Source organism: Bacillus sp. JJ864 (assembly GCF_036963045.1).
In the GTDB taxonomy this organism is placed as follows: Bacteria; Bacillota; Bacilli; order Bacillales; family Bacillaceae_G; genus Bacillus_A; species Bacillus_A pseudomycoides_C.
On record NZ_JBALLY010000020.1, the window covers coordinates 153,923 to 170,495 of the forward strand.

The 16,573-nt window shown below is 34.4% G+C and carries 15 protein-coding genes; all 15 read right to left on the reverse strand.

Annotated features, from left to right (window positions below):
- Positions 1–21 precede the first annotated feature (21 nt).
- A complete protein-coding gene (locus V7024_RS04750; protein ID WP_335516356.1) occupies positions 22–1,254 on the reverse strand; it encodes a glycosyltransferase in 1,233 nt (410 codons plus the stop codon).
- Positions 1,255–1,332: 78 nt separating this feature from the next.
- On the reverse strand, positions 1,333–2,412 hold the full coding sequence (locus V7024_RS04755; protein ID WP_335516359.1) for a glycosyltransferase: 1,080 nt from the start codon (positions 2,410–2,412) through the stop codon (positions 1,333–1,335).
- Positions 2,413–2,856: 444 nt separating this feature from the next.
- Positions 2,857–3,981: a non-hydrolyzing UDP-N-acetylglucosamine 2-epimerase gene (wecB, locus tag V7024_RS04760; protein WP_335516361.1), complete on the reverse strand. Its 1,125-nt coding sequence runs from the start codon at positions 3,979–3,981 to the stop codon at positions 2,857–2,859.
- 3 nt (positions 3,982–3,984) lie between these two features.
- A complete protein-coding gene (locus V7024_RS04765; RefSeq protein WP_335516364.1) occupies positions 3,985–5,094 on the reverse strand; it encodes a capsular polysaccharide biosynthesis protein CapF in 1,110 nt (369 codons plus the stop codon).
- 16 nt (positions 5,095–5,110) lie between these two features.
- Entirely contained in the window at positions 5,111–6,148 is a 1,038-nt protein-coding gene (locus tag V7024_RS04770; RefSeq protein WP_335516369.1) for a polysaccharide biosynthesis protein, read from the reverse strand.
- A gap of 19 nt (positions 6,149–6,167) precedes the next feature.
- Positions 6,168–7,379 (reverse strand): glycosyltransferase family 4 protein, encoded by a 1,212-nt coding sequence (locus V7024_RS04775; RefSeq protein WP_335516372.1) that lies wholly within the window; start codon positions 7,377–7,379, stop codon positions 6,168–6,170.
- Positions 7,376–8,002, reverse strand: a complete 627-nt coding sequence (locus V7024_RS04780; protein WP_335516373.1) for an acetyltransferase — start codon at positions 8,000–8,002, stop codon at positions 7,376–7,378. Before V7024_RS04780 ends, V7024_RS04775 begins: the two co-directional genes overlap by 4 nt.
- Positions 7,999–8,643, reverse strand: a complete 645-nt coding sequence (locus tag V7024_RS04785) for a sugar transferase (RefSeq protein WP_335516376.1) — start codon at positions 8,641–8,643, stop codon at positions 7,999–8,001. Before V7024_RS04785 ends, V7024_RS04780 begins: the two co-directional genes overlap by 4 nt.
- Positions 8,643–9,758, reverse strand: coding sequence for a DegT/DnrJ/EryC1/StrS family aminotransferase (locus V7024_RS04790; protein WP_335516379.1), 1,116 nt, complete (start codon positions 9,756–9,758; stop codon positions 8,643–8,645). The genes V7024_RS04785 and V7024_RS04790 overlap by 1 nt, the downstream gene beginning before the upstream one ends.
- Positions 9,759–9,778: 20 nt before the next feature.
- On the reverse strand, positions 9,779–11,587 hold the full coding sequence (locus V7024_RS04795) for a polysaccharide biosynthesis protein (RefSeq protein ID WP_335516381.1): 1,809 nt from the start codon (positions 11,585–11,587) through the stop codon (positions 9,779–9,781).
- A gap of 133 nt (positions 11,588–11,720) precedes the next feature.
- Complete coding sequence (galU, locus tag V7024_RS04800) at positions 11,721–12,602, reverse strand: UTP--glucose-1-phosphate uridylyltransferase GalU (RefSeq protein WP_335516384.1); 882 nt, start codon at positions 12,600–12,602, stop codon at positions 11,721–11,723.
- A 266-nt stretch (positions 12,603–12,868) separates the two neighbouring features.
- On the reverse strand, positions 12,869–13,636 hold the full coding sequence (locus V7024_RS04805) for a tyrosine-protein phosphatase (protein ID WP_335516387.1): 768 nt from the start codon (positions 13,634–13,636) through the stop codon (positions 12,869–12,871).
- Between the two features lie 65 nt (positions 13,637–13,701).
- Positions 13,702–14,406, reverse strand: a complete 705-nt coding sequence (locus V7024_RS04810) for a CpsD/CapB family tyrosine-protein kinase (protein WP_335516390.1) — start codon at positions 14,404–14,406, stop codon at positions 13,702–13,704.
- Positions 14,396–15,139: a YveK family protein gene (locus V7024_RS04815; protein WP_335516393.1), complete on the reverse strand. Its 744-nt coding sequence runs from the start codon at positions 15,137–15,139 to the stop codon at positions 14,396–14,398. The genes V7024_RS04810 and V7024_RS04815 overlap by 11 nt, the downstream gene beginning before the upstream one ends.
- Before the next feature lie 302 nt (positions 15,140–15,441).
- On the reverse strand, positions 15,442–16,119 hold the full coding sequence (locus V7024_RS04820; RefSeq protein WP_438824434.1) for a CpsD/CapB family tyrosine-protein kinase: 678 nt from the start codon (positions 16,117–16,119) through the stop codon (positions 15,442–15,444).
- Positions 16,120–16,573 lie beyond the last annotated feature (454 nt).

Here is a 16,573-nt window from a genome sequence, read left to right on the forward strand (position 1 = left end):
CTAATAATATTAGCTACATCTTTATTTAGATATTGTTCTATTATGCATTATGGTGATAAGAAAATCTAAAACTTTTTTTGCCTGAATAGTACTATTCTTATTCTCCAAGATGAATATTCTAGCACTTTCAGTTAGCCTATTTATTTTTTCAGCTGGGCTTGATAATATCTCTTCAATTGCTCCTTTAATCGAATGAATATCACTACTATTTATTGAGTAAATATATTTATCATACTCTTCTGGTATACCTTTTAATCTCGTAGTTAAAAACGGCGTTCCTGAAACCATATATTCAAATGTTTTTGAAGGAAAAGAATACATAGTATATTCATCTTCTGGATTTCTTGCGTTAATTAATATTGCCGCCTTTTTTTCATATTCAAAAACTTCCGCTCTTGGTTTAAAGCCAAAGTATTTAACCCTCGTATCCTTTATAGATAGATGTTCTATATACTCTCTCATGTCTCCATCACCAAAAAGCCAAAGTTCAAGTTCATCATCTTCTATTTGTTCAAAGGCATCTAAAATATTTTTGATCCCATATTCAAAAGCTAAAGTCCCTGCATACATAATAGCTTTACTTTTTGGCACCTCAGACAAGTCTAGATCATTATTAAAAATACCTTCCATGACTATATACGGTCTATTCGACGAATTTACTCTTTCTTTCATTGGTTCAGTGAATAACACGTAACCATCGTAGTTATGTTCTATAAAGTTTACTAGTTTTATATAATAAGATAGAGATACTTTCTTAAGCCAGTGCATTTCCTTTTGTCTTTTTGAATTCATTATATCACTTGAAAGATCCGTAAAAATATTTACTCGTTTGATTCCGAGTAGCTTTGAAACTACATAAATACCAAGAGACAGCGGTGTATAGTTAAAGGGTGTTAAAATGATCTTCTCTTTATTCTTAAAATTTTTTATTCCCCATTTCAAAGTTAAAAACATACCTTGAAATAAAGAATATATTTCTTTAATGAGTGGTAAATTAATATTAGATAAATAACTCACCATATCTCTATCATTTAACTGTTTTCTTCTCTTATTGAACTTCAAGAACTTGCCCTTTGGATAATATTGCTCTTGATAGAGATAATATATTTCCATATCGACTTCCATTTCAGAAAGACCACTAACTAATGCTTTCTCAAAAGAATATTGTGCAACACGTGATGGCATTCCATTAGTACTGGATATAGATTTAAACCATTCATCATCACAAAGACTTCCAAAATATAAAATTTTCATTTTCTACACCTATGAAATTAATTTTTTTAATGACTTTTGATGTCATTCTTATATTTAAATCAATAATTGTTATGCTTATTATTCATTTGTTAAAATATCGATTAATTGTCTTGTGTTACTTCCTTTATCTTGAACTTCAAGCACCGTTTTATATTGCTCTTGTTTTTGAAGATATTGATGCATTAACAAACTCAACTCTTCTGGATTAAATACTTCAAAGAACTTCGCATTTTCATAACCTTCAAGTATCTCCTTTGCAAATGGTGTATCTGCTGCAATTATAATTCCTTTATGCATCCTTGCCTCAAGCATAGGCATACCAAAGGTTTCAATATAAGAAGGAAAAAGTAAGATTGATTTAGTATATAGCTCAAAAACTTCTTCTCTTGTCCTCGATCCTTCAAAACGAATGGGCAATTGCTCTTCTTGTATCTGCCTATACAAATCTATCGTATGCTGATCTTCGTTTCCATTCAATGTAAATATTATCTCATAATCTATATTCGTTAAATTTTTTAATTGTCGACACGCCTCTACAATAATTTTATGATTTTTATATACACTGTTACTAGCAGGGTAAAAGAAGGTTGATAGTGATTTTTCATTGGGTTCAAAATACTTTTTTATTGCTACGTTAATAGTTGGTGGTATAATTTCAATTTTATTATTCTGAATTTGAGCTTTTTGTATACAAGCTTTTTTCATCCATTGAGTTTGAACAATAACATGCTTTGCTTTCTTTATCGAATTAATTATATTGCGCCCTATTATATTTTGATATATCCAGAACAATTTATTCTCTTTAATTGAAAATTTATAATCCACAAATGGTAAAGGTTGATGCACATAAAGAACTTGATCACAATTTATACGTGGAATTGTAACATTTTGAAGTGAAAATACTTTATCTACTTTATATTTTTTCACCAGTCCTGGTGCTATAACTTGATCAAAATAAAAACGGTGGCCCCAACTTTTCTTGATCCAAGGAAATTGTAGTACTTTTATATTATCTGTTTCCTCTAATTTAGGTGTACTTAGTACAAAAAACCAATTAATACTTTTATCATTACTTTCAACTACTTCATTATAAAAGTCATTTAAGATAGATAATGCTCCTCCGCTTTCTGCCGGAACATCAAAAACCATAATGTTCATTACTTTTTTATTCCTTTCTCCAAACAATATTATTACTAATTTTAGAGAAGTTCTTAATAACTTTTACAAGTTTTAGCTACACATTCTCATCTTGATAATTGTTCGTTAAATAAAAATTCTTCATTACTCTCTCACATAGCTCTAATTAACTCTAGAACTCAAACAATGTTTTTTCTTTAATGATACGGTTTAAGGTATGAGCCCATGGGAGTACATACACAAACAAAAATCACCTAATCATAAAAAAGACAAATCCGCCAATTGGGTTTTGACCGAAAACTCTCAATCATCTATCCAAAAGAATGGTATTTGTCCTATGAACGGGATATCACTTAACCAAATAAAAAAAGAACCACAAACAGCATAAAGCACTTTTCATTTCTACCCAATTGATAATATTTTAAATTAAAAATGTTTATTTGAAGTTATAAAAATTTAATACTTTTACTTTCCCCAAACAACTCTATTAACATAATCTGTATATGACAAAATTATTCTAAGTACCTTATCTGATACATTTGGCATGCTATAATCTCCAACAAACCTTAATGTATCCTTTTCTTGCGTTTCTAAAATCTCTAATCCCTGTAATATTCGTTCTTCCCTTAAACCTACCATCATAACCGATGCTTCTTCCATTGCTTCTGGTCTTTCATGGGCTTGTCTAATATTCAAAGCCCTAAACCCAAGAATAGAAGACTCTTCGCTAATCGTTCCACTATCACTAAGAACAGCTTTAGACTTAATTTGAAGTTTTACATAATCATTAAATCCTAGAGGTTTCAATGTTTTTACTAATGGATTAAACTCTATTCCTTTAGCATCAATCATATTTTTTGTTCTAGGGTGTGTACTTACAATTACGGGCATATTATATTTTTCTGCAATCGCGTTTAAGCTATCTACTAAGTCTAGAAAATTAACTTCCGAATTAATATTTTCTTCTCTGTGAGCTGACACTACAAAATATTTTTCTTCTTCAAGCCCTAATCTTTCTAATACATTTGATTCCTCAATATCATTTTTTCTTGAGTTGAGAACTTCAAACATCGGACTTCCTGTTTTAATAACTCTATCTGCCGGGACCCCTTCTCTAAGGAGATATTCTCTTGCGATATCACTGTAAGTTAAATTAATATCAGCTGTATGGTCAACAATTTTTCTGTTCGTTTCTTCTGGCACCCTTTGATCAAAGCATCTATTTCCTGCTTCCATATGGAAAATTGGAATATGTCTTCTCTTCGCTGCAATAGCACATAAACAACTATTCGTATCTCCCAACACTAAAAGAGCATCTGGTTGTACTTCTTCCATAATAGGATCTATCTTAACTAAGATGTTACCAATAGTTTCTACCGCAGTTCCAGTAGCTGCGTTTAAAAAGTAATCCGGTTTTTTCAAATTAAAATCTTTAAAAAACACTTCATTTAATTCATAATCATAATTTTGGCCTGTATGAACAAGAACATGTTCTATTGCACTTGATTCTTCTAATTTATTAATTACAGCTGATAGTCTTATAATCTCTGGTCTAGTACCAACAACTGTCATGACTTTTAATTTTTTCATGAATCATACCTCCACAAAGTAAGTATCCGGTTTTTCTGGATCAAAACATTCATTTGCCCACATTACCGTTACAAGATCATTTTCGCCTACATTCACAATTGAGTGAGTATATCCGGTAGGTATATCTACAACCTGTAACTTTTCTCCACTTACTCTATATTCAATAATATCGTCTGAATCTATTTTTCTAAATCTAATCAAACCTTCACCACTAACTACTAAAAATTTTTCATTTTTAGTATGGTGCCAATGGTTTCCTTTTGTAATTCCTGACTTAGATACATTTATAGAAACTTGTCCTCTTTCAGATGTTCTAATAAACTCTGTAAAAGATCCTCTATGATCGCTATTCATTTTGAGATCATAAGAGAACGCATCTTCCGGCAGAAAGCTTAAATAAGTACTATAAAGCTTCTTAGTTAAAGCCGCTTCCATATTTGGAATACTTAAATTTGTTCTGCTTTCTTTAAAACTTTTTATAAGGCCAGCTAATTCTCCAAGTTTAATTGTATGTATCACTGGTACAACACAGTAATCATCTTGCATAGTCGGATTAAACTCTAAAGCTCTTAAAAACTCCTCCAGTACATCATCTATATAACAAAGATTAAGTTCTGCATCTGGATTGCTTATTTGGATGTCCAAACCCCTAGCTATATTGTGACAAAATGTAGCTACCACAGTATTATAATTAGGTTTGCTCCATTTACCAAATAGGTTTGAAAGTCTATATACATAAACTTTCACATCATTTTCTTTGTAATAATTGAATAATAACTCCTCCCCTGCCTTTTTACTTCTCCCGTAAGGATTATCCTTTTCTGCCTGAATGGATGAAGTAATAAGTACTGGAGCTTTATTATCATGTCTTTTTAATAACTCTAGTAATTGAGACGTAAATCCAGCATTGCCTTCCATAAATTCATTTTCATCCTCTGGTCTGTTTACACCAGCTAAATGAAAGACAAAATCACATTCTTTTGTATATTTATCAAGCAATGTAGGATCACTTTCTTTAGTAAACTCAAATATATTGTTATATCCTCTATTTCTAAGTTCTGCGACAAGATTTTTTCCCAGAAAACCTTTTGCACCTGTAACAAGAATATTCATTAGCTAGTACCATCCTTTAGTTCATTACGTGAATATTTTTATTCCATTCCTCAAGTTCTTTTTGAACATAATCTAATTCAAGTAACCTCTCTTTAATTTGTTCTATATCAAGGATCTGTGTATTATCTGAATTATATTCCTCTACGGTAGTAAGTTTTTGATCTCCCTCAGCAAAATACTTATCATAGTTAAGATCTCTTTGATCAGCAGGAACTCTAAAGAAACCGCCTAAATCTTCTGCAACTACGTATTCTTCTTTAGTAAGAAGAGTCTCGTAACGCTTTTCTCCGTGCCTTGTTCCGATTACTTTAATTTCATTATCTGCATTAAACAGTTCCTTTACAGCTTGGGCAAGGTCACCAATAGTACTTGCGGGTGATTTTTGAACCATAATATCTCCTGCCTCGGCATTTTGGAAAGCGAATACAACTAACTCAACCGCTTCTTCTAGGCTCATAAGAAATCTTGTCATATTAGGATCCGTTACTGTTAAAGGCTGCCCTGTTTTAATCTGTTCAATAAATAATGGGATAACTGATCCACGTGAAGCCATTACATTACCATATCTTGTACCACAAATAAGCGTTCTATCTGATGATACTGTTTTTGCTTTTGCTACAAAAACTTTTTCCATCATCGCTTTTGAAATTCCCATTGCGTTAATTGGATAAGCTGCTTTGTCCGTAGATAAACAAATTACCTTTTTAACACCATATTCGATAGCAGCAGTGAGTACATTGTCCGTTCCTAAAATATTAGTTTTCACAGCTTCTAGTGGAAAAAACTCACAAGATGGAACTTGTTTTAACGCAGCAGCATGAAAAATATAATCAACGCCGTGCATAGCATTTTTAACACTCGCCAGATCTCTTACATCGCCTAGATAAAACTTTAATTTATCATCTTTATAAAGCTTTCTCATATCATCTTGCTTCTTTTCATCACGTGAAAAAATACGGATTTCTTTTATATCAGTATCTAAGAATCTTTCCATAACTGCATTACCGAAAGAACCAGTACCGCCTGTTATTAATAAAGTTTTATCTTTAAACATGTACTTACCTCTTTTCATATTATTTAAAATGACTCATTATTATTTCATATGAGTGTTTCGCTGTATAGTTATCTTCTAAATAATTTCTAGCGTTTATCCCCATCTGTTTTCTTAATTCTATATTACATAATTGCTGTACCTTTTTAGTGAATTGTTCAACATCGCTACTCTCACACCAAAAACCAAAGTTTCCTTTTTCCATAACCTTCCCGATATCCGTGTTGACATCAGTTGCTGCTAAGACAGGCATTGAAGCCTGCATATATGAAAGAAGTCTTGATGGAAAATTTGGTATCGTAAATCGCTTATCAAGAAATATTAGCCCAACATCACATGAACTTGCTAAAATTTCATAATCATCTTTTGGTAATTGAGCAAATAACTGTGCATTGGTTAATTTTTCATTATCAAAAAAAGATTTAAGTTTAGTAAACTCTGTCCCTGATCCAGCTATAATAAAGTAAATCTGACCATTAGCTTTATTTGCTTTTAGACATTCAATCAAAAAGTCAATCCCCTGTGGTTTTCCCAGATTCCCTCCATAAATAAACACTGTTTTATCAAGTGGTATTTTATACTTACTCTTAACCTCTTTTGTCTTTCTCACATCTTTCTCTATTGTTAAAGGTTCTATACTGTTAGGACATACTTCAACAATATTTGGAGATATTTCAAGATTATGCTGTAACAAGAAATTTACATTAGCTTGTGACATGCATCCGATATAATCCGATATTTTATATAATCTTTTTTCCTTAGATTTAAAATATTTATATAACAGGCCTTTAATTCCTGTCTTCCTCATCATGCCAAGGTCTACTGCATTTTGTGGAAAAATATCCTTCAATAATAAGTACGTTGTTGCATTATCTCTTTTTTTCACATATTCAACTGCTTTTTGAAGCGTTATTGGCGGTGTTGAATAAATTACTAAATCAAATTTAACATCTGAAAAATAATTTTGGATACCCCTTAGAAATTTAGATTCTAAAGTAAGAGTTGAAATGCCTTTTTCAATCATATTCGTTTTTTGAATGTTACCAATTTGTAATTTTAATATTTTATAATTCCCCTTATCAATCAACCTTGTTGATTGTTGTTTCCTCTTTTCTGTTGGAGAAATAATATATACTTTATGGTTATTTTCCACAAATTCTCGCATCAAATCTGTGTATATACCCTGTTCATCCATTGTTGAAAAATCTAGAAGGGTTAAAAATAAGACATTCATACTCTATAAGCTCTCCTCGCCGGAACCCCCACATAAATCCCAGATTCAGTTATATCTTTAACAACAGCGGCACCTGCGCCAATTTTACAGTCACTAGTAATGTTAATATTGTTACTTACTACACTACCAATACCTAACCAAGTCCCCCGTCCAACTTTTACCGTGCCAGCTAAATGTACTCCCGGTGATACATGGGCATAATCTTCAATTACATTATCATGATCAATTGTCGAAGCAGTATTAATAATGCATCCTTTTCCTATTTTGGTACAACAATTAATCACAGCTCCGGCCATAACTACGGTTCCTGATGCCAACTCAACTTGTTCTCCAATGACAGCGCTTGGATGTATTAAGGTGGCTATGCTTGCATCTTCAGCTTCAAGTTTCTCCTGAATCTTCTCTCGTATAACGTTATTACCAATACCTACAAAAAAATCGTAATCCTCTATATGTTTGGAGGCGTCCGCTGATTTACCGATTACTTCTATTCCCATTGATAACTTGACATTTTCGTCATCATCTAAAAAAGCAATTCCCTGCCACTTATTCATTTTTAACGCGATATCAGCGACAACTTTCCCGTGACCACTAGCCCCTATTATGAGAAGTTTGTTCTTCATAGCTCTACTCTTCCTTCTTTACTTCCTCTAAATGGTTCCATAGTTGCCGCAGTTTCTGAGTTAATACCTTCTCTGACCAAAACCCTTTTAATAGTTAGAAGAATAATCTTCCAATCTTCAATGAAGCTTACATTGTCTATATACTCTACATCGAGATTAAATTTATCTTCCCAACTAATAGCATTTCTACCACTTACCTGGGCCAAGCCAGATAAGCCTGGTCTAACTTCATGTCGGCGTTTTTGATGCTCATTGTAAAGAGGCAAATACTGTACCAATAATGGCCTAGGACCTATAATTGACATATCACCTTTTAAAATATTAAAAAGTTCAGGAAGTTCATCAAGAGATGTAGCCCGTAAGAACCTTCCAAACTTCGTCAACCTAACACTATCTGGAAGTAGTTCTCCATTCTCATCTCTTTCATCCGTCATCGTCCTAAACTTATACATCATAAAAACCTTATCATTAAGACCAGGTCTTTTCTGCTTAAAAAGTACTGGGCCACCTAGCTTAACCCTTACAAAGATAGCAACTATCACAAAAACTGGACTGAGAATTATAATAGCAATCAATGATAGTATAAAATCCATCGGTCTTTTTACAAATCTTTTATAGATGCTACCTTTAGAACTTTTCATTATGCTAACCACAACCCTTTAATAATCTTCACAACTCTTGCCAAATCCTCATCTGTCATCTTCGTATCAGATGGTAAACATACACCATTCTCAAACAGTTTTTCCGATACGTCCGTACCAACAAAGTCATACTTTTCAAAGAACGGTTGCATATGCATTGGCTTCCAGATTGGTCTGGATTCAATGTTTTCTCTTTCAAGAGCTACCATAATATCAATCGGTCGAACCTTACCATTTAAATTCATTGAACTTAACCAATAATTCGGTTCATTCCATTTATTGCTAGGCATAAACTGAATGCCTTCAAGATTACCTAGTTCTCTCTTATAAAACTCAAAAATATATCTTTTTTTCTGAACTCTCTGATCTAAAACCTTAAGTTGCCCTCTACCGATTCCAGCAACCACATTACTCATACGATAATTGAATCCTAGTTCACTATGTTGATAGTGTCTTGCTTGATCTCTACTTTGAGTAGCCCAAAACCTTACCTTTGCGATACGCTCTTCATTATTAGAAACAAGCATACCGCCACCGGAAGTAGTGATGATTTTGTTTCCATTAAAAGAAAAGATGCCATAATCACCAAAAGCCCCAGTATGTTTCCCTTTATAGTAAGTACCTAATGATTCAGCAGCATCTTCTATTAAAGTAACATTATATTTTTTACATAGCTCAACGATTCTATCCATATCAGCTGAAAGACCATAAAGATGAACTACGATTACCGCCTTTACATTCGGATATTTCTCAAACGCTTCTTCCAACGCTTTAGGACACATATTCCAAGTTTCATAATCACTGTCTATAAAAACAGGAATGGCGTTTTGATAGATAATAGGGTTTGCTGTAGCCGAAAAAGTCAGCGTTTGGCAAAAAACTATATCCCCTTCTCCTACTCCTGCTGCTTTAAGAGCCATATGAATTGCAGCTGTGCCAGACGATAATGCCGCTGCAGCTTTAGAACCGACCTTCGTAGCCAACTCTTTTTCAAACCCATTCACATTTTCTCCAAGGGGTGCAATCCAATTCGTATCAAAGGCTTCCTTAACATATTGCATTTCATAACCCTCATCACTCATATGTGGCGATGAAAGAAATATTCTATTCTCCATTTTCAAGGCCTTCCTTCAAATTAGTTTTTAGTCGCAACTTTATTATTTGCAATCTCTAATAATCTTTCTCTTATAGTCTCTTTGTTCATTTCTTCAAAATCATCCATAAACTGTTGTAGGATACCCTGCTCCATTAAAACTGCCTTTCCTACATGAATCTTAGGAAATACCTGTTCTGGATGAACTTCGCCTTCATTTAATAATTCTTCATACATCTTTTCTCCCGGCCTCAAACCCGTAAACTCGATTCCAATTTCTTCAATAGAATAACCTGAAAGATTAATAAGGTTCTTTGCTAAATCAACAATCTTTACCGGTTCTCCCATATCAAGTACAAACAATTCTCCACCTTTAGCTAAAGTACCAGCTTGAATAACTAATCTTGAAGCCTCCGGTATTGTCATAAAATAACGAGTCATATCAGGATGTGTCACCGTTACAGGTCCACCTTTTTGAATTTGCTTCTTAAATAACGGTATTACACTTCCTCTACTTCCAAGTACATTCCCAAACCTAACAGCAACAAAGCGCGTACTACTAACTGCTGCCATGTGCTGTATAATCATTTCCGCAAAGCGTTTTGTTGCTCCCATGACATTCGGAGGGTTTACTGCTTTATCACTAGAAATCATGACAAACGTACTTACTTTAAACGTATCAGCGGCCTCTGCTACATTTTTAGTACCAAAAATATTATTTTTTACGGCCTCTTCAGGATTATGCTCCATTAAAGGCACATGCTTATGTGCAGCTGCATGATATACAATAAACGGACGATACTTATCCATAATAGCGAATATCTTATTTCGATCCTGAACATCTGCAATTTCTGTTACAATCTCAATTCGATTCTTGTAAATCTCTCTTAATTCCATTTCAATACCGTAAATGCTATTCTCACCATGTCCAAGTAAGACAATCTTTTCAGGACTATACTTCATAACTTGACGACAAATTTCAGACCCGATAGATCCCCCTGCACCCGTTACAAGAATTGTACGGCCAGTAATTGTTTCTGCTATTCCAGCATCATCTAATTTAACCGGCTCACGACCAAGTAGGTCCTCCACTTGTACATCACGAAATTCATTTACAGAGACTTTTCCATCTAAAATATCTTCTAGCATTGGCACAATTTGTGTTTTTGCTTTTGTTTTTGTACACTTTTCAAAAATTCCATTCACTTGTTTTCTATTTAAAGAAGGAATAGAAATAATAATGTGTGCAATTTTATATTTTTCTACTATTTCTTCAATATTCTTTGTTGAACCTACCACTGGTACATTATAAATTTCTAATCGCTGCTTATTTTTATCATCATCCACAAATGCAACTGGATGTAAGTCAGCCTCTTTATTTCGTTGTAGCTGTCTTACAACCATTGTTCCTGCTGCACCTGCACCAACAATAAGTGTTCGTGTTTGATTTGTATTTTGAGCAATATATGTATCCCGGAACAGACGCCAAACAAAGCGTGAACCACCAATTAACAATAGATGTAACATCCAAGCAATTGCTAAAATACGCACATAAATATCATGATTTATAATTTCTTGAACAATTGCAGTTACTAGAATAGAAAAGGTAACTGCTTTAAAAATTTGTTTTAATTCTCCAATACTCGCATACTCCCAAGCTTTGTTATATAACTTATAAATAGCTGCAAAAATATGATGGCTACAAAGTAACGTAATCGAGCTAATAATTAATGTGATAGGAATATTGCTTAATGCATCTGGATGTATAAACCAATAACTTAGATACACGGCAGTTAACACAATAAATGAATCTAAAAAAATTAACAATGATAGCCGTTTTGAATAACTCAATATACACGTTCCTTTCTTTATATATTACTTTTAAATTTTAGCTGTATCTCTTTATTTCAAAAGAGATACAGCTAAACTGTTCACTTCCCATATGTGATGCACATATTACTAGCTGCATCACATATCTTTCCTTCTATATGTGCACATTCTCTTTCTGTACCAACTCGTTCATATACTTCATCAATTCTTCTTTCAGTTCATCATGCTGAAGGGCCATTTCAATTGTCGTTTTAATAAAGCCAAATTTCTCCCCAACATCATAACGTGTTCCTTCAAAGTCGTAAGCAAACACTCGTTGAATCTCATTTAAACGTTGAATCGCATCTGTTAATTGAATTTCGCCACCTGCACCTGTTTGCTGATTTTCTAAGAACATGAAGATTTCTGGAGTTAACACGTAGCGACCCATAATCGCTAAGTTAGATGGCGCTGTTCCTTGTGCTGGTTTTTCTACAAATTTACGCACTTGATAACGGCGGCCATTTTGCAGCATTGGATCGATAATACCGTAGCAATGTGTTTCGTTGCCTGGTACCGTTTGAACGCCAATGACAGAAGCGCTCGTTGCTTCGCATTCATTTATTAACTGACGTAAGCACGGTGTTTCTGCTTGCACGATGTCGTCGCCAAGTAATACCGCAAATGGTTCGTTTCCGATAAATTTACGCGCACACCATACTGCGTGCCCTAACCCTTTCGGTTCTTTTTGACGTATGTAATGAATGTTAATCTTCGAAGATTCTTGTACTTTTTCTAAAATTTCATATTTACCTTTGGATAATAGATTTTCTTCCAGTTCAAAGGAGTGATCAAAATGATCTTCAATTGCACGCTTTCCTTTCCCGGTTACGATAATGATGTCTTCAATGCCAGATTCAATTGCTTCTTCGACGATGTATTGAATTGTTGGTTTGTCGACAATTGGTAACATTTCTTTTGGCATTGCTTTCGTTGCTGGCAAAAATCTTGTTCCCAGTCCTGCCGCTGGAATAATTGCTTTTTTCACTTGTCTCAAAATGAGTCCCCCTAACTTCATTTTACATCTCTTTACACCTTTTGTATCTATCTATAAGGATGTAGCAATAATAAAAACCCTAGCTACAGTGTCCTTATACACAACTCCATAGCTAGAGTTTTTATAAATTATATTGGGCATCTAACCCATCCTCACACCATGCTCCCGACGACAAGCGTCTAAGGTAGGTTGAAATATAATTTCTACCCACAGCACAACCGAGTGCCTCCGTTGATAATGGTCAGGAGACATCACCATTGTTTACCTTAAAAAATACCAAATATTTTTTTACGGCGAATTTGTTGTGGATCTTCTTTATAGATTGTTTTACCGCTTATCAGTAAATATGGATTTTCTTTGAAGTCCGTAAGCGTATTTGTGCCAAATTCATTTTCAATAACATCATAGCCAGCTTGTAAATGAAATGCCCTTGTCGTTGTGTTATGCGCGTCTGATGCGATCATATGCGTTAAGTTATGTTCAACAAGCTGCAGTGAGAACTTTTGAATCTTCTTACCGAAGTTCCCTAGCAAACTCCCAGCTGTTACTTGTGTTAACGCACCTTTATTTACGAGGTTATATAATTTATCTAGCCGCTCGATTAACTCGGCATTACGTTCGGGGTGAACAATAATGGGAATCATACCCTTTACTCGTAATTCGTATAACATTTGTTCAGCATAACGCGGTACATGATTGGATGGAAATTCGATTAGTATATATTTATTCGTTTCGTTTAATGTGAGAATTTTACCAGCTTCATAATCTGCTAATAAGTCCCCGTATAAACGAACTTCTTGACCCGGTAATACAGTTAGAGGAATATCATGTTCTTGGAGCGCTTCATTTAATTGTTTTACTTGATGAAGAATCTCTGCACGCTCATTTATATATTTACCGTTTTGATGATGCGGAGTTGCGACGATTGTATGAATACCTTCTGCCGCTGCTTTTTGTGCCATCGCGAGACTATCCGTTAACGTCCCGGCCCCATCATCGATACCAGGCAAAATATGACAATGTAAATCGATCATTGTCCTCACCCTCTCTTCTTATGTATTTTCAAGATGAAAGAGAAGTGCGCCTTGCGCACATCTCTTTAGTTTGCACCGTAGTAGTAATATAGGCTCTGTTCACGTTCACGATCGTTTAGAACAACACCTAACAATTTACCTTTTGCAGATTCTAATAATGTTTTTGCTTTTACTGCTGCTTCTTTTTCTGTTTGTTCACTACGTACAACAAGTACAGATGCATCGCATTGGCTCGCCATAATTTGTGCGTCCGTTACTGGTAAGATTGGCGGCAAGTCGAAGATTACTAGATCATATAAGCTGTAAGTTTGACCAAGCAGTTCCTTCATTGCCTTTGATCCAAGTAGTTCTGCAGGATTTGGCGGAATTGGGCCAGATGGGAGAAAATCTAATTTATCTACTGCTGTTTTTTGAATGCATTTTTCTAATCGTTCACCAGCTGTTAAGACATTTGTTAAACCAAAAATGTTGTCAATTTGAAACATTTGGTGCGTTGCTGGTTTTCGTAAGTCTGCATCGATAAGTAGTACACGCTTTCCTTGCTGAGCAAATACAACGGCAATATTTGATGTTGTCGTCGTTTTCCCTTCACTTGGATTTGCAGACGTCACCATTAAGGAATGGATTTTTCGATCTACCGAGGCAAATTCAATATTCGTACGAATGTTGCGATATTGCTCAGAGATTGGTGATTTTGGCTGATCGTATGCAATTAATTGACGGCGTTGACGATGATGTTTCTTTTTCTTAAATAAGCTTTTAAGAACCAATTGTTTGCCCCCTTACTTTCTTCGCTGACGCTGTTCGTGATTTGTTCCCTACTTCTTCTTCATCCATACGCGCAACGATACCGAGAACTGGTAATCCTAGTAATTTCTCTACATCTTCTTCTTTCTTTATAGTGTTGTCTAAATATTCTAGTAAGAATACTAGTCCAACAGATGCCATTAATCCTACAAGAAGCGCCAGCATAATATTCAGCATTGGCTGCGGCTTAATTGGAGCTTGATATTCTGCCACTTCTGCTTTTGATAAAATAGTTACGTTATCTACACTCATAATTTTGGCAACTTCAACTTTGAATATTTCTGCTGTTGCGTTGGCAATATCGCGGGCTACTTTTGGATCTTTATCTTGTGCCTTTACCGTTACAACTTGGGAATCTTTCTCATTTGCAACTTCAATCTTATTACTTAATTCTTGCGTTGTTATATTTAATCCTAACTTTTCCTTCACTTGATCTAAAATAACAGGGCTTTTAATAATGACCTTATATGTATTAGTCAATTGAATATTCGTCTGCACTTCACCAGCTTGAATCATTGCTCCTTCTTGCTTCTTTTGGTTAACAAGAATTTGCGTTGAAGATTGATAGATTGGTGTCATAAAGAAAAAGCTCACAATCGCACTAATGATCGCTGCTCCAAATGTAATAGTAAGAATCATTGCGAAGCGCTTTCGTAAAACTTGAAATAACTCTTTTAAACTAATCGTTTCTTCCATAAGCTCCCCCAGGTTTCATAATTTTACACAACAAAAAGTATAACATAACAAAATATAAGATTTTTATAAAAACGTAAGATTTTTATAAAAATCTATATGTTATTGTCTACTCACAGTACCTATATTCATTTTTTTAAAACCTAATTTAATATTACAAAATACCGCTAAATCTGACAATATCATCTCGTTAATTTACAATAAATGCCAAATAAATAATCGCGTATTTTTATACACCTAAAATATTTATATATATAAAAAACCTAGGAGTCAATGAATTTCACCTAGGTTTCTTATTTTTTTAATTAATAATACCCATATGTATGTTCGGATTGAGGCTTCGCATTAAGCACGACGCCGAGCAATGCTGTGTTTGTATGCTGTAACACATTTTTCGCTTTTAGCGCTTGCTCTTTTTCCGTCTTTCCGCTGCACAGTACAAGTATCGTACCTTGGCATTGATTGGCAACAACTTGAGCATCTGTAACAGCAAGAACAGGTGGTGTATCGAAAAGAATGAGATCATAGTGCTTCTCTGCTTCTTTCAATAATTCCCCCATCACTGCTGAGCTCAATAATTCTGCTGGATTCGGCGGGATAGGTCCACATGGTAACAAATGTACGTTTTCTATATTCGTTTTTGCAATGCACTCCTGCAACGTTCGCTGCCTCGATAATACATTTGTTAATCCAAAAACGCTATCAACTTGAAATAGCTGATGAAGCACTGGTTTTCGCAAGTCCGCGTCTACAAGCAAGATTTTTTCTCCTTGTTGTGCAAAAGCGACAGCAAGATTGGCAGTCGTCGTTGTTTTTCCTTCTCCAGGATTTGCCGATGTCACGACGAGAGAACGGATCTTTTGATCAATAGAAGCAAATTGTATGTTCGTTCGGATATTACGATATTGTTCAGCAAGAACCGATTGCGGCTGTTCATATGCAATGAGTTTCGGCTTCGATTGCAGACTTTTACGAAAAAACATAGACGACATCCTCCTCATATAAAGTGAAACCTTCATAAATGACCACTAACCAGCAGTACAGACGAGTTTTTAAAGGGAGTGAGATTATACGCTTTCTAGCGCAAGAAGTCGTAATCACCTAAAAAATACCACATGAAAAATCATACAGTATTTTACTTATATTGAAAATATTTTTTGAATATATTGTAAATTTTGAATATACAAATATCGTCAGTTTATTTAAATAAATGTAACTACTCAGCTATACCTTTAGAAATTTAGAAAAGGATATGATTCTAGTGAAGATGTGTCTCTCTATTACTTATAAATTCGTTTTTTGGCATATAGACTGCTGTCATGCAAACAGGGCAGGGGCCTGCACTTATTGTCTACTTTTGTTTTCAAACCTTGCACGTGGCAGGAAAAGGCCCTGACCGCTCCTATGCATGGCCAGATCATCTCGTCCCCCCCTAAA

Bases quoted from the DNA above. Each gene is read 5' to 3' on its own strand.
- V7024_RS04815 (WP_335516393.1), bottom strand. From the start codon at position 15,139: ATGGAAGAAACGATTAGTTTAAAAGAGTTATTTCAAGTTTTACGAAAG.
- V7024_RS04775 (WP_335516372.1), bottom strand. From the start codon at position 7,379: ATGAATGTCTTATTTTTAACCCTTCTAGATTTTTCAACAATGGATGAA.
- V7024_RS04765 (WP_335516364.1), bottom strand. From the start codon at position 5,094: ATGAATATTCTTGTTACAGGTGCAAAAGGTTTTCTGGGAAAAAATCTT.
- V7024_RS04785 (WP_335516376.1), bottom strand. From the start codon at position 8,643: ATGAAAAGTTCTAAAGGTAGCATCTATAAAAGATTTGTAAAAAGACCG.
- V7024_RS04770 (WP_335516369.1), bottom strand. From the start codon at position 6,148: ATGTTTAAAGATAAAACTTTATTAATAACAGGCGGTACTGGTTCTTTC.
- V7024_RS04780 (WP_335516373.1), bottom strand. From the start codon at position 8,002: ATGAAGAACAAACTTCTCATAATAGGGGCTAGTGGTCACGGGAAAGTT.
- V7024_RS04750 (WP_335516356.1), bottom strand. From the start codon at position 1,254: ATGAAAATTTTATATTTTGGAAGTCTTTGTGATGATGAATGGTTTAAA.
- wecB (WP_335516361.1), bottom strand. From the start codon at position 3,981: ATGAAAAAATTAAAAGTCATGACAGTTGTTGGTACTAGACCAGAGATT.
- V7024_RS04820 (WP_438824434.1), bottom strand. From the start codon at position 16,119: ATGTTTTTTCGTAAAAGTCTGCAATCGAAGCCGAAACTCATTGCATAT.
- V7024_RS04790 (WP_335516379.1), bottom strand. From the start codon at position 9,758: ATGGAGAATAGAATATTTCTTTCATCGCCACATATGAGTGATGAGGGT.
- V7024_RS04755 (WP_335516359.1), bottom strand. From the start codon at position 2,412: ATGAACATTATGGTTTTTGATGTTCCGGCAGAAAGCGGAGGAGCATTA.
- V7024_RS04805 (WP_335516387.1), bottom strand. From the start codon at position 13,636: ATGATCGATTTACATTGTCATATTTTGCCTGGTATCGATGATGGGGCC.